This window comes from Streptomyces mangrovisoli (genome assembly GCF_000974985.2).
In the GTDB taxonomy this organism is placed as follows: domain Bacteria; phylum Actinomycetota; class Actinomycetes; order Streptomycetales; family Streptomycetaceae; genus Streptomyces; species Streptomyces mangrovisoli.
Genome location: NZ_LAVA02000112.1, coordinates 33,133 through 48,786 on the forward strand (window position 1 = coordinate 33,133; position 15,654 = coordinate 48,786).

The 15,654-nt window shown below is 72.8% G+C and carries 13 protein-coding genes and 1 pseudogene; 2 read left to right on the forward strand and 12 right to left on the reverse strand.

What is annotated here, in order from left to right:
- From WN71_RS35440 to WN71_RS35475, 8 genes are all read right to left on the reverse strand, one after another.
- Positions 1 to 1,035, reverse strand: a complete 1,035-nt coding sequence (locus tag WN71_RS35440) for a trypsin-like peptidase domain-containing protein (protein WP_046585559.1) — start codon at positions 1,033 to 1,035, stop codon at positions 1 to 3.
- Between the two features lie 61 nt (positions 1,036 to 1,096).
- Entirely contained in the window at positions 1,097 to 2,419 is a 1,323-nt protein-coding gene (locus WN71_RS40470) for an alpha/beta hydrolase (protein ID WP_079178372.1), read from the reverse strand.
- Between the two features lie 30 nt (positions 2,420 to 2,449).
- Entirely contained in the window at positions 2,450 to 3,343 is an 894-nt protein-coding gene (locus WN71_RS35450; protein WP_079178373.1) for a lysophospholipid acyltransferase family protein, read from the reverse strand.
- On the reverse strand, positions 3,343 to 4,125 hold the full coding sequence (locus WN71_RS35455) for a GNAT family N-acetyltransferase (RefSeq protein ID WP_046585562.1): 783 nt from the start codon (positions 4,123 to 4,125) through the stop codon (positions 3,343 to 3,345). The genes WN71_RS35450 and WN71_RS35455 overlap by 1 nt, the downstream gene beginning before the upstream one ends.
- Positions 4,126 to 4,327: 202 nt before the next feature.
- A complete protein-coding gene (locus WN71_RS35460; protein ID WP_046585565.1) occupies positions 4,328 to 5,356 on the reverse strand; it encodes a hypothetical protein in 1,029 nt (342 codons plus the stop codon).
- Between the two features lie 217 nt (positions 5,357 to 5,573).
- Complete coding sequence (locus WN71_RS35465) at positions 5,574 to 6,323, reverse strand: succinate dehydrogenase/fumarate reductase iron-sulfur subunit (protein ID WP_046585567.1); 750 nt, start codon at positions 6,321 to 6,323, stop codon at positions 5,574 to 5,576.
- Complete coding sequence (locus tag WN71_RS35470) at positions 6,320 to 8,266, reverse strand: fumarate reductase/succinate dehydrogenase flavoprotein subunit (RefSeq protein WP_046585569.1); 1,947 nt, start codon at positions 8,264 to 8,266, stop codon at positions 6,320 to 6,322. Before WN71_RS35470 ends, WN71_RS35465 begins: the two co-directional genes overlap by 4 nt.
- 2 nt (positions 8,267 to 8,268) lie before the next feature.
- Positions 8,269 to 8,976: a succinate dehydrogenase gene (locus WN71_RS35475; RefSeq protein ID WP_046585572.1), complete on the reverse strand. Its 708-nt coding sequence runs from the start codon at positions 8,974 to 8,976 to the stop codon at positions 8,269 to 8,271.
- A gap of 85 nt (positions 8,977 to 9,061) precedes the next feature.
- On the opposite strand from WN71_RS35475, the gene WN71_RS35480 reads away from it, so the two are divergent.
- Positions 9,062 to 9,946 (forward strand): LysR family transcriptional regulator, encoded by an 885-nt coding sequence (locus tag WN71_RS35480; RefSeq protein WP_046585573.1) that lies wholly within the window; start codon positions 9,062 to 9,064, stop codon positions 9,944 to 9,946.
- 85 nt (positions 9,947 to 10,031) lie between these two features.
- Here WN71_RS35480 and WN71_RS35485 read toward each other — a convergent pair whose 3' ends face one another.
- The 4 genes from WN71_RS35485 to WN71_RS35500 all read right to left on the reverse strand — a co-directional run bounded on the left by WN71_RS35485 (position 10,032) and on the right by WN71_RS35500 (position 14,836).
- On the reverse strand, positions 10,032 to 10,532 hold the full coding sequence (locus WN71_RS35485) for a hypothetical protein (RefSeq protein ID WP_046585576.1): 501 nt from the start codon (positions 10,530 to 10,532) through the stop codon (positions 10,032 to 10,034).
- A 61-nt stretch (positions 10,533 to 10,593) separates the two neighbouring features.
- A complete protein-coding gene (locus WN71_RS35490; RefSeq protein WP_046585578.1) occupies positions 10,594 to 12,729 on the reverse strand; it encodes a putative bifunctional diguanylate cyclase/phosphodiesterase in 2,136 nt (711 codons plus the stop codon).
- A complete protein-coding gene (locus WN71_RS35495) occupies positions 12,726 to 13,538 on the reverse strand; it encodes an SAM-dependent methyltransferase (protein WP_046585579.1) in 813 nt (270 codons plus the stop codon). Before WN71_RS35495 ends, WN71_RS35490 begins: the two co-directional genes overlap by 4 nt.
- 356 nt (positions 13,539 to 13,894) lie before the next feature.
- Complete coding sequence (locus tag WN71_RS35500) at positions 13,895 to 14,836, reverse strand: SCO0930 family lipoprotein (RefSeq protein WP_046585582.1); 942 nt, start codon at positions 14,834 to 14,836, stop codon at positions 13,895 to 13,897.
- A gap of 530 nt (positions 14,837 to 15,366) precedes the next feature.
- Here WN71_RS35500 and WN71_RS42105 point away from each other — a divergent pair.
- Positions 15,367 to 15,654, forward strand: a pseudogene (locus tag WN71_RS42105) (hypothetical protein); the annotation flags it as partial.

Genomic DNA, 15,654 nt, shown 5'->3' on the forward strand with positions numbered 1-15,654 from the left:
TCACACCAGCCGCTCGCGCGCGAGCCCTTCGAGGACCCGCTCGACCCGCAGCCCCTCGTTGCGGAACTCGGCCGGGGTGTCACCCGCGCCGCTTCGGCGCCAGCGCCGGTGCAGGGCGACCAGCTCCCAGCGTTCGTCGAAGACCGGTGCGCCGGACGACCCCTGTTCGGTGTCCGTCCAGTACTGGACCACGGTGTCGTCCACGTACCGCACGACGTTGTGACGGGCGGCGAGTTTCTTCGGACCGCCGTGCGGGTGCTGGACGATGTACACCCTGTCGTTCACGGACACCGACACCCGCTCGGGCAGGGCGACGCACAGGGCGTCCGCGGGCAGGGGTGCCGCGCCGCGGACGACGGCCCAGTCCGGACCGGACTCGCCGACGGCCGTGGCCGGATCGCAGTCCACCGCCACATGCTCCAGGGCCCGTCCGTGCAGATCGGCCTCGTAGCCGAACCAGGCCTCCACCGCCGTGGCCGGGCGGCCCGTCCCGTCGAACAGCACGTGGTGGTTGGTCAGCAGCAGGTCGTCCCCGATGCGGAACGCGGTGCCGTGGTAGCGGGTGCCGTCGGCCGCCGTCACCCGCAACCGGCAGACGGCGGTGGCCAGTTCGGTGCCGCGGCGCAGGAAGGCCACGTCCTGGAAGGTGCCCGCGCGGAAGATCTGGCGTTCGAGCCCGCCGACTTCCTCGAAGTGCGCGAAGTCGGCCGCGCCGGCCGGCGGAGCGGGGGCCGCCACCACGGGCTCGGTGTCCAGCAGTTCGCGCACCCGGTCGGCGACCGCCCGGTCGGGCCCTTCGAGGACGGCTTCCAGCAGGGGACGCAGCCGCTTCTGGTGGGCCGAGGTCTCGATGAGCTCGAACCAGACGGTCATCATGGGGAGTTCCCAGTTGACGTACCCCGTCGCCACTCCGGCCCGCTTCGCCAGTTGCTCGGCCTGCACGGAGCGGGAGTACGCCGAGGCCAGCAGATCGCGCAGCTCCAGAGCGCCGGGCTCGGTCCATCGGAAGGGCGCGCTGTCCACGAAGTGGGTCATCGTCCGTCACTCGATATCGTTGTTCGTCGGTCGTTGTTCGTCGGTCGTGGGTCGGGGCGGGTCAGTTCTGCGGCGAGAACGACCAGTAGTGGCCCGCGGGATGGGGCGAGCGGGACAGCCCGAAGCGTTCGTCCGGTCGGCGGCCGTGCCGGAACAGGCCCTGGAGGTCGGCGAGTACGGATGCGTGGTTGGCCACGTAGGAGTGGCCGAGCAGATCGGCGCCCAGCTCCGTGACGTCGACGGTGTCCAGGCCGGGGACGACGATCACGCCGGTTCCGCCCTGGCCCGCCCGCGGGAAGTCGGCGAGCCTGCGGGCCGCGGACAGCGCCCGGTCCTTGTCGGAGACGTACAGCGTGGCGGTGCGGGACTGGCCGAGGATCGCGGGCAGCAGCTGCGAGAAGACGTCGCGGTCGACATCCGGTGCGGCGAACACGACGTGTCCGAGCCGCCCGGACCCCGTCGGCAGCGAGGAGGTGTCCAGGCCGGCCAGGGCGTCGGTCAGCAGCCGGTTCCCCATGCTGTGGGCGATGACGTGGACCTCATGGACACCGGTCCCGGTGAGGAGGGTCCGCAGGAAGGTCCGGAAGAACGGGACGGCTCGTCGTACGGCCTCCCCGTCGGCGGGATAGTCGAGCAGCGCGCCCTTCGAGGCCCAGCTGTAGAGCAGGATCACGCCGGTGAAATTGAGGTCGTAGGCGATCTGGGCCGCCTGTCGCGCGGCGTCGGCGAAGGTGACGTTGTAGCCGTGGACGAAGACCAGCGCCTTCCGGTCGGTCCCGTGGTCGAGCTGCGTGCGCACGCGCCGGGCGAAGTCGTCGGCGTCCGCTCGGTCGGTCGCGCCGAGCACCACGTCCTTGGCCGGATCGGGGCGGAACCGCAGGCGCCACCAGCGGGGTTTGCCGGCCGAGCCCACCGGGCGGTCGTCGGGCACGCTCACCGTGGCCTGTCCGTACGACAGTTCACCGCGCCTGGATCCGTAGCCCGCGAGACCGACGCCCTCGTCCGGCTCGGCGCGGTCGGTGGCGTACATGACGGGCACGAGCAGCGAGCGCAGGAACGGGGTCCAGTGGTCCGGGGCCGCCTCCGGCCCGAACCGTTCCCGTCCGTCCGCCAGCCGGTCGAACTCCTCGCCGAGCCAGCGGCCGAGCGGCGGACGGGCCTGTAACGCGGCCTCCACGGCGCGCGCCGCGTCGTCGACGGCGTCGAACGTCTCGGGCGTCACGCCGGGCGCCTCCGCCGCCGCCCGCTCGGTCGCCGCCTCGTAGGCGCGCAGACCCGCCAGCACCTCGTCCTCGAGTGCGCTCAACTCGTGCCCGGCGAGGCGGTCTTCGACGCGCGGCCAGACCCCCGCCACGGCCGGCACCAGCGGCCCCCACTGTTCCAACGTACCTCCCCCGAGGGTGCCGGCTTCGGATCACGGATCCGTAGCGGCGCATCGGGTTGGAGCATACGGCGTGTGCCGCATCAGGAAGGGCGGTTCGTCCCAGATGGCGCCGGACGCCACCGCGGGAACCCCCGCCGTGGCCCGGTCCGCCGTGTCGGCCAGCAGACGGCGGTCGGGCAGGGCGCCGGCCGGGATCGCGGGACGGATGTCGACCTCCGCCGTCAGGCCGTGCGCCGTGACCACCCGCCACACGGACGCCGCCAGGGTGTCCTCGCCGACGAAGGCGGGGATCGTGCTGGCCGTGCCGTCGGTGCGGCGGTAGTGCAGGCGGACCGGCTGGACGGGTACGCCGGCGTCGAGGGCGGCCTGGAAGACCGCGCGGTGGAAGCGGCCCCGGCCGCGGCCGCACCAGGTGCTGCCCTCGGGGAAGGCCACGACCGCGTCGCCGTCGCGCAGGGCCTGCGCGATCCGGGCCACCGTGCCCGGCAGGGCGCGCAGCCGGTCGCGTTCGATGAACAGGGCGCCCGCGCGGGCGGCCAGCGCGCCCGCGACGGGCCAGCCGCGCACCTCGCTCTTGGCGAGCATCCTGGCCGGCCGTACGGCGGCCAGCAGCGGGATGTCCAGCCAGGAGATGTGGTTGGCGACCAGCAGCAGGCCGCCCCGCGGCACCGCGGCGCCGGTGATGCGCACCCGTACCCCGGCGGCCCGGACCACGGCCCGGCACCACCGGCCGACCAGCCCGGCCGGGAGCCGGCCGCCCAGGCGGCGCCACCCCCAGCCGAACGGGGCGAGGGCGATCCCGGTGAGGACCAGGACCGCCATCGCGGTGAGCCGCAGCACGGCGCGCGGTACGGCGGTGACGGACCCCGTCCGCTCCACGCACGCCCCGGGGGTGCAGGGCGCGCTGGGCAGCCAGACGCTCATCAGGCCGGGACGAGGGAGAGGAAGTGCTTGAGGTAGCGCGGGTTGACGCGGCGCATCGACAGCAGGACGTAGAGGTCGGCGACGCCGAAGTCGGGGTCGTGGGCGGGTTCCGCGCACACCCAGGCGCCGAGGCGGAGGTAGCCGCGCAGCAGGGCCGGGAGTTCGCCCCGGCCCTGGGGCGCGGGCGCGGCCGCGGGCTCGGCCGGGGTCCACGGCAGCAGCGGCCGTACCCGGTACTCGTCGGGGGCCAGGTGCTTGGTGCGGACCCGCTCCCAGGTGGCACTCGCGAGGGCGCCGCCGTCGGCGAGCGGAATGGAGCAGCAGCCCGCCAGCCACTCGTGGCCGCGGTCGACCATGTAGCGGGCTATGCCGGCCCAGATCAGGCCGATGACGGCGCCGTCGCGGTGGTCGGGGTGCACGCAGGAGCGGCCGACCTCGACCAGGCCGGGCCGGATCGGGTCCAGCGCGGAGAGGTCGAACTCGCCCTCCGAGTACAGGCGTCCGGCGACCGCGGCGCGCTCCGGCGGGAGCATGCGGTAGGTGCCGACGACCTGTCCCGTGACCGTGTCGTGGACCAGCAGGTGGTCGCAGTACGCGTCGAAGGCGTCGATGTCGTGGCCCGGCTGCGGGGTGGTGAGCAGGGCGCCCATCTCCCCGGCGAAGACGTCGTGGCGCAGCCGCTGGGCGGCCCGCACGTCGGCCTCGTCGCGGGCGAGGGAGACGCTGTAGCGGGTCGGTGCGTCGGGCTGGGGAGGACGGTCGAGCGTGGTGACGCCGGTCATGGGTCTCTCCTGGTCACGGGCCGGGGTCGGCGGGGTCGGCGGCCCGTGGTCGGACCGCCGGTCCTGTTCTTCCGACGCCGGTTGGCGTGTGCGTGACCTGTGCCGGGAGTGTGGATGTGCGCTTGTTGAACGGCGCGCGCCGGTCTCTGCGCGTGGTCGCCGTGTCGCCCCGCGTGCCCGCTTCCCCCCTCCCCGCCCCCGTTCAGCCGTCCTTCGTCACGCAGCCGGCGAGCAGTCGCCCCGCCTCCCCCGGGGCGAGGACCCGTTCCAGGACCAGGTCGCCCCGCATGCCGGGGAAGAACCGGCCCGCGGGCCAGCCCCGCTGATACGGCGGCGGGTCGAGGACGAGCAGCCGTACGCCGTCGACCACGGGGATGTCGGTGGGCGTGCCCTCGTTCCACACCCAGTCCCCGCCGGGCGTGAGCAGGTTGAACGAGCCGGTGGTCGGCACCTGGCCGGGCTGGTCGCGGCAGACCGCGGCCTCCTGCGCGGACGGGACGTACCCGGGCACGTGCCCGCCGCCCGCGAGGACGTCGGCGAGCAGGGTGTGCAGCTGGAAGTTGTCGCCCAGGCCGGACATCCGCAGCGCGAATCCGGTGCCGGTGGGGCGGTGCAGGACGACGAGGGGTTCGTCGTCGAGCACGAGCAGCGCGTAGACGAGGCACTTGAAGTTCTGGCCGGACGCCTCCTGCACCGACCGTGCGGTCCGCAGCAGTTCGGCCCGGCGGTCGGTGTCGAGGGCGGTGCGCACGGCGGCGTGGGCGAGCATCGCGACGGTCGCCATCTCCCACTGGGGCAGCGTCCACCAGGCGAGGGTGGCCTGCTCGCCGGCCCGTTCCACGACCTCCGGCAGCGGCTCGCCCGCCTCCGGGTCGGGGAAGTCCCCTCCGCCGCCGTCCGTCCAGCGCTCACAGAAGTCCTGGGCGCCCGCGAGGACTTGGGCCAGTCCGTCGAAGACGTACGGCGCGCAGCGCGCGGGGTCGGCGCCGCGCTCGACGCAGGCGCCGACCGCCACGGCGACGGTGGCGCGCGGGCCCGGCGGCACGTCCGCGAGCAGTGCGGCGAGCCGCGGACCTGCCTCGGCGAAGTCCTCGTCGGTGGCGTCCTTGAACTGCCGTTGCATGTCGGTGAAATGCGCTTGCGAGCGGGCGCCGTCCCGCTCGCGGACGGCGGCCTCGAAACCGGTCACGGCTTCGAGGAACCGCCCCCTCCCCTTGCGTCCGAAGATCATGCGGGGAGCCTACAAGGCGGCTGTGACATCCCGCCTGAGCCTGAGGTGTTCACCGCGGGCCGGTGGGGGCAGGTCGTGCGTTCACCGCGGGCCGATGGGGGCTGGTCGCGCAGTTCCCCGCGCCCCTGGGATGTCGGCGACCAGGTGCCCTTCAGGGGCGCGGGGAACTGCGCGAACGGCCACGACGGACCGTCGGCCGTGAACGGCCCCGGCACGACTACCGCTTGGACACCTTGCGCGTCGCCCGCAGCCACTCCTTGTTCATCCCGGTGATGGAGAACAGCGGGATGCCCTTGGGGCAGGCGGTCGCGCACTCGCCGGTCAGGGTGCAGCCGCCGAAGCCCTCGGCGTCCATCTGGGCCACCATGTCGAGCACGCGGGTCTCCCGCTCGGGGGCGCCCTGCGGCAGCACGTTGAGGTGGTTGACCTTGGCGGAGGTGAACAGCATGGCCGCGCCGTTGGGGCAGGCGGCCACGCACGCGCCGCAGCCGATGCACTCGGCGTGCTCGAACGCGAAGTCCGCGTCCGGCTTGGGCACGGGCGTGGCGTGCGCCTCGGGGGCGGCGCCGGTCGGCGCGGTGATGTAGCCGCCGGCCTGGATGATGCGGTCGAACGCGGACCGGTCGACGACGAGGTCCTTGATGACCGGGAACGCGGCCGCCCGCCAGGGCTCGACGTCGATCGTGTCGCCGTCCTTGAAGGACCGCATGTGGAGCTGGCAGGTGGTGGTGCGCTCCGGGCCGTGCGCGTCGCCGTTGATGACGAGGCTGCACGCGCCGCAGATGCCCTCACGGCAGTCGTGGTCGAAGGCGACGGGGTCCTCGCCCTTGAGGATGAGTTCCTCGTTGAGGGTGTCGAGCATCTCCAGGAACGACATGTCGGAGGAGATGCCGTCCACCTCGTACGTGGACATGGCGCCTTCGGCGTCGGCGTTCTTCTGCCGCCAGACGCGCAGGGTGAGCCTCATGCGTAGCTCCGCTGGGTGGGGTGGACGTACTCGAAGACCAGGTCTTCCTTGTGCAGGGCCGGGGCCTCGCCCGTGCCCGTGAACTCCCAGGCCGCCGCGTAGGAGAACTCCTCGTCCCGGCGGGCGGCTTCGCCGTCGGGGGTCTGGGACTCCTCGCGGAAGTGGCCGCCGCAGGACTCGGCGCGGTGCAGCGCGTCGAGGCACATCAGCTCGGCGAGCTCCAGGTAGTCGACGACGCGGTTGGCCTTCTCCAGCGACTGGTTGAACTCCTCGCCGCTGCCGGGGACCTTGATGCGGCGCCAGAACTCCTCGCGGATCTGCGGGATGCGTTCCAGCGCCTTGCGCAGTCCGGCGTCGGTGCGGGCCATGCCGCAGAACTCCCACATCAGCTCGCCCACTTCGCGGTGGAAGGAGTCGGGCGTGCGGTCGCCGTCGACGGCCAGCAGCAGGTTGATGCGGTCCTCGGTCTCGGCCAGCACCTCCTGGACCGCGGGGTGTTCGTCGGTGACGGGCTGCTGGTTCGGGTTGCGGGCCAGGTAGTCGTTGATGGTGGCCGGCAGGACGAAGTAGCCGTCGGCGAGGCCTTGCATCAGCGCGGACGCGCCGAGCCGGTTGGCGCCGTGGTCGGAGAAGTTGGCCTCGCCGATCGCGAACAGGCCGGGCACGGTGGTCTGGAGGTCGTAGTCGACCCACAGTCCGCCCATCGTGTAGTGCACGGCGGGGTAGATCCGCATGGGCACGGTGTACGGGTCCTCGGCGGTGATCCGGGCGTACATGTCGAAGAGGTTGCCGTACTTCTCCTCGACGGCCGCCCGGCCCATCCGCCGGATCGCGTCGGCGAAGTCCAGGTAGACGCCCTGGCCGCCGGGGCCTACGCCGCGGCCCTCGTCGCAGACGTTCTTCGCGGCGCGGGAGGCGATGTCGCGCGGGACCAGGTTGCCGAAGGACGGGTAGATGCGCTCCAGGTAGTAGTCGCGCTCGTCCTCGGGGATCTTGTTCGGCGGGCGGTCGTCGCCCTTGGCCTTCGGCACCCAGATGCGGCCGTCGTTGCGCAGCGACTCGCTCATCAGGGTGAGCTTGGACTGGTGGTCGCCGGTGCGCGGGATGCAGGTGGGGTGGATCTGGGTGAAGCAGGGGTTGGCGAAGTACGCGCCGCGCCGGTGCGCCCGCCAGATCGCGGTGGCGTTGGAGTTCATGGCGTTCGTCGACAGGTAGAAGACGTTGCCGTAGCCGCCGCTGGCGAGGACGACGGCGTCCGCGAAGTACGTGTCGATCTTCCCGGTGACCAGGTCGCGGGCGACGATGCCGCGGGCCCGCCCGTCGACGACGATCAGGTCCAGCATCTCGGTGCGCGGGTGGAGTTCGACGTTGCCCGCGGCGATCTGCCGGGACAGCGCCTGGTAGGCGCCGAGCAGGAGCTGCTGGCCCGTCTGGCCGCGGGCGTAGAAGGTGCGGGAGACCTGGACGCCGCCGAAGGAGCGGGTGTCGAGCAGGCCGCCGTACTCGCGGGCGAACGGCACGCCCTGCGCCACGCACTGGTCGATGATCTCGACGGAGATCTGCGCGAGGCGGCGCACGTTGGACTCGCGCGCCCTGAAGTCGCCGCCCTTGACGGTGTCGTAGAAGAGGCGGTGCACGGAGTCGCCGTCGTTGCGGTAGTTCTTGGCGGCGTTGATGCCGCCCTGCGCGGCGATGGAGTGGGCCCGGCGCGGGGAGTCCTGGTAGCAGAACTGGACGACGTGGTAGCCCTGTTCGGCGAGGGTCGCGCCGGCCGAGCCGCCCGCGAGTCCGGTGCCGACGACGATGACGGTGTGCTTGCGGCGGTTGGCCGGGTTGACCAGCTTGGCCTCGAAGCGGCGGGTGTCCCAGCGCTCGGCGACGGGTCCCGCGGGGGCCTTGGTGTCGGCGAGGGGCTCGCCGGTGGCGTAGTCGGTGTAGGTCATGGTCAGCTCACCACTCCGGTCATGACGCCCACGGGGACGGCGATGAAGCCGGCCGTGAGCAGCAGCGCGAGGACGTTCGCGACGGTCTTCAGGGCGCGGTCGCGGGTGCGGCTGCCGGCGCCGAGGGTCTGGGCGGCGCTCCAGAAGCCGTGCCGGACGTGCAGGCCGAGCGCGAGCATCGCGACGATGTAGATGACGTCGCCCCACCAGGTGGAGAAGGTGTCCACGACGTTCTGGTAGGGGTGGCCCTCCTGGAAGCCGCCGGAGTGCACGGTGCCGGTGGTCAGGTCGAGGATGTGCCACACGATGAACAGGCCGAGGATGATCCCGCCCCAGCGCATGGTGCGGGTGGCGTAGGTCGCCCGCGGCCGCTTGTGCACGTACGTGCTCGGCCGGGCCCTGATGTCGCGGCGGCTGAGCTGGTAGGCGGAGACGGCGTGCAGGGCGACGGCCGCGACCAGGACGATCCGGATGACCCAGAGCGTCCACTCGTAGTGCATGAACGGTTCGCCGATGGTGCGCAGCCAGTGCGCGTAGTGGTTGAACTCGGCGGCCCCGAAGTAGATCTTCAGGTTGCCGATCATGTGCACCACCAGGTAGGCGAGCATGATCAGTCCGCTGACCGCCATCACGGTCTTCTTGCCGACGGTGGAGTCCCACACGGTGCGTGCGAGGGACGGCCGTCGGTCCGTCCGCGTTGCCAGTGCCATGGGACCCGACGGTAGGGCCGAAGGTCCCGATCGGTCCAAGACATGGTCCGGCTCGTTTCCATAGCCACAGGCTATTGTGTGGCTTATGCAGCTCCAGCAGCTCCAGTACTTCGTGGCCGTCGCCGAGACCCGGCACTTCACCCGCGCCGCGGAGGCCGTGCATGTCGCGCAGCCGTCGCTGTCCCAGCAGATCCGTTCGCTGGAGCGGGAGTTGGGCGCGGATCTGTTCCTGCGGGCACGGGGCAACATCACGCTCACCGACGCGGGCGAGGCCCTGCTGCCGCTCGCCCGGCGCATCCTCGCCGACGCGGAGACGGCCCGCTTCGAGGTGCAGGAACTGGTGCAGCTGCGCGGCGGCCGGATCCGGCTCGGCGCGACGCCCAGCGTCTGCACCGGCCTGCTGCCGGACGTGCTGCGCGCCTTCCACGACCGCTATCCAGGCATCCGGCTGCTGATCGAGGAGAGCGGCTCGCACGATCTCGTACGACAGCTCGCGCGCGGCGCCCTCGACCTGGCCCTGGTGGTCCTGCCGCTGCCGACCCCCTCCCCCGCGCTGACCACGGTGGAGCTGCTGCGCGAGGACCTGGTGCTGGTCTCCTCCCCGGAGGCGCCCGTCCCGGGCGGCGGGCGGCCCGCGGTGCGCGTCGCCGACCTGGAGGGCGAGCGCCTGGTGATGTTCCGGCACGGCTACGACCTGCGGGAACTGACCGTGGCCGCGTGCCGGGCGGAGGGCTTCGAACCGGACTTCACGGTGGAGGGCGGCGAGATGGACGCCGTGCTCGGCTTCGTCCGGGCGGGCCTCGGCGTCGCCGTCGTTCCGCGCATGGTGGCCACCCGGGCCGGGCGCGGACTGCGGGTCACCCCGCTGGCCGGGCCCGGCCTGTTCCGGACCATCGCGCTCGCCCACCGCAGCGACGTGGCGCCGCCCCGGGCGGCCCGGGAGCTCCAGCGGATGCTGCTGGAGCGCTGATCACCGCGGGCAGGCAGCGCGGGCGGCAGCGGCTCAGCGGCGCCGACCCCACGGCACGTTCAGCGGCGCCGGCTCCACGGCACGCTCAGCGGCGCCGGCCCCGCGGGACGCGCACCGGCACGATCCGGTGGCCGCGGCGCGGCTTGGGCGCCTCCAGCAGGCTGACGCCGGTGTAGTTGCGGCGGCCGGCCCACAGGGCGGGCGCGGAGACGAACCCCAGGAACACCGCGACGAGGCTGACCGGGAACAGCACGGGCAGCGACTCGCCCTCCGGCAGCGTCCGCCCGCCCTCGTGGACGGCGTACGCGAGGGCGGCGACCAGCACGACGACGGCGAGCACCGCGAGAGCGCCGAGGACCAGCCGTACGCGCCGGGTCGTACCGGGGTCGCGGACCTCGGCCAGCAGGGCGGCCGAACACACCGGGCAGTCCAGCTCGACCGTCTCCCGCCCGGTGTCCGGGCGGGTCAGCCGGTACTGCCGGCTGGCCCAGGTCACCGTGCGGCGCCGCGGCGTCACCACGCCGCCCTCGGTCCTCTCGCCGAGCAGATGCCGTACGGCGACCTCCACGCTGAGCGCTGTGTTCACGTCCCTTGCCTTCCTGCGTCCGCCTCCTTGCATGTGTCCGGCCCTCCGACCCGGCCGACGGTCAGGCCGTCGCGTCCACCAGCGCCAGTTCGTGCAGCCGGTCCGGCGGGCCCGGCCGGGCGTAGTACCAGCCCTGGGCGGTGTCGCAGCCCAGTATCCGCAACTGCTCGGCCTGCGCTCCGGTCTCCACGCCCTCGACCGTGACCGTGAGGTCCAGGCTGTGCGCGAGCGTGACGATACCCTCGACGATCTTCAGGTCGACGGGGTCCGCCGGGAACTGCTGCATGCTCTGGGTGAAGGAGCGGTCCAGCTTCAGCACGCTCACCGGGAGCCGGCGCAGGTTGGCGAGGTTGGAGTAGCCGGTCCCGAAGTCGTCCAGGGCGATGTCGACGCCCATCTCGGCCAGCCGGCGCAGCGGTTTGAGCAGGTCGTCGTCCGCGCCGATCAGCGCCGACTCGGTGACCTCCAGGCACAGCGCGTCCGGCCGCACGCCGGTGCGCTCCAGGATCTCCACCGTGTCCTGCACCAGGCCGGGGTGGCTGAGCTGGCACGGCGAGAGGTTGACGTTGATGCGCATCGGACCCGTGTCGGAGTGCCGCTCCCGCCAGACCCGGGCCTGCCGCACCGACTCCTCCAGGACCCAGCGGCCGAGCGGCACGATCAGGCCGGTGTGCTCGGCGAGCGGGATGAACCGGTCCGGGCCGAGCACGCCGTGCTGCGGATGCAGCCAGCGCACCAGGGCCTCCGCGCCGCGCACGCTGCCGTCGCCGAGGTGCACCAGCGGCTGGTACTCGATGAAGAACTCGCCCCGCTCCAGGGCGGTCGGCAGCGCCGTCGTCAGCCCGTGCCGGGTGATGGCGCGGGCGTCGGCCTCCTCGTCGGCGAGCTCGAAGCGGTTGCCGCCCGCCGACTTGGCCCGGTACATGGTGATGTCGGCGCTGCGCAGCACCTCGGCGGGCCCGCGCTCGCCCGCCGGGCCCTCGACGACGCCGATGCTGCCGCGCACGGTCAGTTCGCGCCCGTCGATGCGGACCGGGGCGAGCAGCGCGTTCATGATGCGGGCGGCCAGCTCGTCGACCTCGCGCTCGGTGTCCGGGCCGGTGGTCAGGGCCACGAACTCGTCGCCGCCGAGCCGGGCCACCATCTCGCCGGGCGCGGTCGCGCACGCCTGGAGCCGGTCGGCGACCTCCACGAGCAGCCGGTCGCCGGCCGCGTGGCCGAGGCTGTCGTTGATGGTCTTGAACCCGTCGAGGTCGAGGTAGCACAGGCCGAAGCGCTGCCCCTCGGCGCCGTTCAGCGCCTTCTCCAGCCGCTCGAAGAACAGGGTGCGGTTGGGCAGTCCGGTGAGGGCGTCGTGGGTGGCCTCGTAGCGCAACCGCAGGTTCAGCAGCCGCCGTTCGGTGGTGTCCTCCATGAGGGCCAGCTGGTACTGGGGGTTGCCGTCGGCGTCGCGCAGCAGGGAGACGGTCAGGTTGGTCCACAGCACCGTGCCGTCGGGCCGGTAGAACGCCTTCTCCACGTGGTAGTGCTCGCGTTCGCCGCGCACCAGCTCCTCGTAGAGCCGCCACACCTGGGGGGCGTCCTCGGGATGCGTCCACTCGGTGACGTTGCGGCTGCGCAGGTTCTGCTCGGCGCCGCCGAACATCCGCGACAGGGCCCCGTTGACCTGGAGTATGTTGCCCTCCAGGTCGGCGATGGAGATGCCTATGGCCGCGCCTTCGAACACCGCGCGGAAGCGGGCCTCGCTGGCGTGCAGCGCCTGGGCGACCACGCCCTGCGCGGCGAGCGCGGCCTGGGCGATGGACTCCTGCTCGGCCAGGGTCCGTTCGCGCAGCGCCTGCGCGTAACCGGCCGCCATGGCGTGCTGGAGGCGGGACGAGCGGGCGCGCAGGTCCTCCTGCGGGCCGTCGCCGCCGCAGTACAGCACGAGGTAGGCGTCGATGCAGTCGAGGGTGCGGGTCAGCGCCTCGGGGTCGGTGCAGTGGGCCGCGACCAGTGCGGCGCCGACCGCGCGCGCCTCGTCGGCCGTGTGGTTGCGCGCGCGCAGCGCCTCACTCAACCGGCGGGCCAGCGGCAGCAGTTGAGCCTCGAACTCGACGCGGGTCAGCGAGGTGGAGGTCACCGGGAACACGGCCCGGCTCCAGATGGTCGCGAACCTGCGGAGTCTGCCCTCCGGCCCGTCCGGCTCCCCCATCACGCGGTACGCCCCACGCCGGCGAAGCCGGAGAAGGCGTACGGATCCTCGTCCTCGGGCGACGACTCCGGCCGCCAGAGCGGCATCGGCACCAGTCCGGGTTCCACCATGTCGTACCCCTCGAAGAACCGCGCGATCTCGTCACGCGAGCGCATGATCAGCGGGTTGCGGATGTCCTGGTACACGTCGACCGCGCCCCCGGCCCGCTCGGACGGCAACGGGAGTCCCTCGTACGAGGCATGGGTGAGGATGAGCATGCTGCCGGGCGCGAGGGCCTCGCGCAGCTCTGCCACCGCCCGGTACGGGTCGTCCGCGTCTTCCACGAAGTGAAGTATGGCAACGAGAAGCAGTGCCACCGGCCGATTCAGGTCGATGAGGTCCAGAACCTGGGGACTGGCGAGGATCTCCTCGGGCTTGCGGAGGTCCGCGGCGACCACGGCCGCGTCGCTGTTCCCCCCGAGGACGGCCTCGCTGTGCGCGACCGCCACGGGGTCGTGGTCGACGTAGACGACCCGGGCGCCGGGACTGGCGGACTGGGCCACCTCGTGGACGTTGCCGAAGGTCGGGATGCCGGAGCCGATGTCGAGGAACTGGGTGATGCCCTCGGCGGCGGCGTAACGCACCGCGCGGCGCATGAACGCCCGGTTGGCCTGCATGGTCTTGGGCAGTCCCGGCAGGAACTCCATGACCTTGCGGGCCGCCTCCCGATCCACCTCGAAGTTGTGCGAACCGCCCAGATAGAAGTCGTAGATCCGGGAGACACTCGGCACGGAGATGTCGATGCTCCGCGGGGCCCAGGCGGGACGCTCCATCTATCTCTCCAAGGCGTAGGCGATCCGGTGTTCGAGCAGAGGCTACTGATCGCCCGCCAATGGGGCGAGCCGAAACGGAAATTGACCATCCGTTCCCGGTCATGGCCTGGCTCGTCGACCGGTTCCCCGCCGCCCGTCCCGCGGTCCCGCCGCCGCACCGCTCCCCGGTCCGCCGCCGTCCGTCCTCCGGTGCCTACGCACGCGTAGGTCCGCCCCCTCCGTGCGGTCGGAGGGGGCGGACCGTGGTCGCGCGCCCGTGTCGTTGCGTCCGGCAGTTGTGCTGGCTCTCACCCCTCCCTTCCGCGTTCCGTCTCCGGCACTTCGGGCAAGGCGATCAACCCTGGGGAGGTGATTCCCTACTGAGGGGCGCCGACCGGCTTTCCGTCGGGCGCGACGGCGTACCACGTGCCGCCCACGCCCTGACCGTTGGTGTCCCCGGCGGCCTTGTCACCGGAGAAGGTGTAGATCGGCCAGCAGTTGACGGTCATCTGCTTGAAGCCGTTGTCGGAGCGGGTGAAGCCCATCAGCCCCTTCTTCTGCACGCCCTTGGTGTCACTGGCGTCCACCTCGGCGACCGCCGGCCACTTGGCCAGGCACGCGCCGGTGCAGTTGGAGACGGACTTCGGCCACGCCTTGTCCTTGAGGAAGCGGTAGACCGTCATGCCGTTCTTGTCGACGACGATGTCGCCGAGCTTGGGGTCCTTGCGGACGGAGAGGCCGGGCAGGTCCGCGAGGCTGGCCTTCTTGCCGTCGGGGGAGAACGCGAACCACTTGCCGCCCACGCCCTGGCCGTTGACGTCGCCCGCGTTGACGTCCTTGACGTAGCGGTACGCCGGCCAGCCGGCCACGGTGAGCTGCTTGGTGCCGTCGGCGCGGGTGACCTCGCCGAGCAGCGACTTGTCTATGCCGGCGCCGGCGGACGCGTCGTCCGCGGGGACGGGTGGCCAGGTGGTGGCGCAGTCGCCGTTGCAGGAGGACTTCGGCGGCTTCGCGGTGTCGGTGTCGAAGCGGTAGAGGGTCAGGCCCTGGCTGTCGGTGAGCACCTTGCCGAGCTGCGGGTTGTCGACCACGGTGAGCGCTCCGGCGGGCGACGCGGGGCTCGCCGACGCCTGGTTGCCGTCGGCGCCGTAGCCGTTGCCGGCCCCGGTGCTCGCGCTCGCGCCCGCCGCGGCCGTCGCGCCGATGTTCTGGGCCGCCGACGACGGGGTCGTGGCGTTCTCCTGACCGCACGCCGTCGTGAGCGCCAGTACGGCCGCGGCCGTCGCCACGAGCGAGGCGCTCCGCCACGAGGTCTTCATCTTGAACTCCCGATAGTCGCCTGGTAGTTGCGAGCGCAGCTGCCGCGCCGTCGCACGGCCCTAGGTACGCACGGCGGGGGGCGGTGTGTTCAACGGCCGCACGAATTTCTTTCGGAACACTGTGCGCAGCCCTGTCACGGCCCTGTGAAACACCCGCTCGACGGAGTGTGGAACACCCCGCCCGACGGCCCCGCGCACCCCGCCGGCCGCACGCGCGTGCGCATCGCGCGGGGACACGCCGTGCGGCGCTCAAACCGCCGTACGGCAGCCGTCCCTCCTTCGGGCCAATCACCCGGGGCTCGGGCGTGGGCGCGGCCGCGGGCGCTCATGATCTCCGTCGTGCATGGACGTGAAAGAACCCAATCCGTGCCGGTCGCACGGCTGTTGGCGCTGGTGGTGCTGGGGTGGCTGGTGGTGGGCGCGCCGTCCGGCGCGGCCGTGGCCGACGCCTGCGCGTACGCCTCCACCGGCCCCGGCGGCACGGACGCGGTGGCGATCGCGGGCGGTGGGCCCTGGCCCGGCTCGTCCGCGTGGCCCACGCCGCCCGCCTCGCCCTCCTGGCCCACGCCGCCCGTCTGCCCGAAGCCCACGCCGACCCCGACCCCGACGCCGACCCCGTCGAAACCGCCACCCCCACCGCCGCCTCCGCCACCGCCGCCGAAGCCCACGCCGACCGTGCGGCCGCGGCCGGTCCCCCGGCCGACGCCGAGGCCCGTGCCGCGGCCCGCGCCGCCGAAGCCCCGGCCGGTCGCCCGGCCCACGCCGACCCCGCCGCCCCCTCCTCCGCCTCCGCCGAAGCCCAGGCCGAAGCCCAGGCC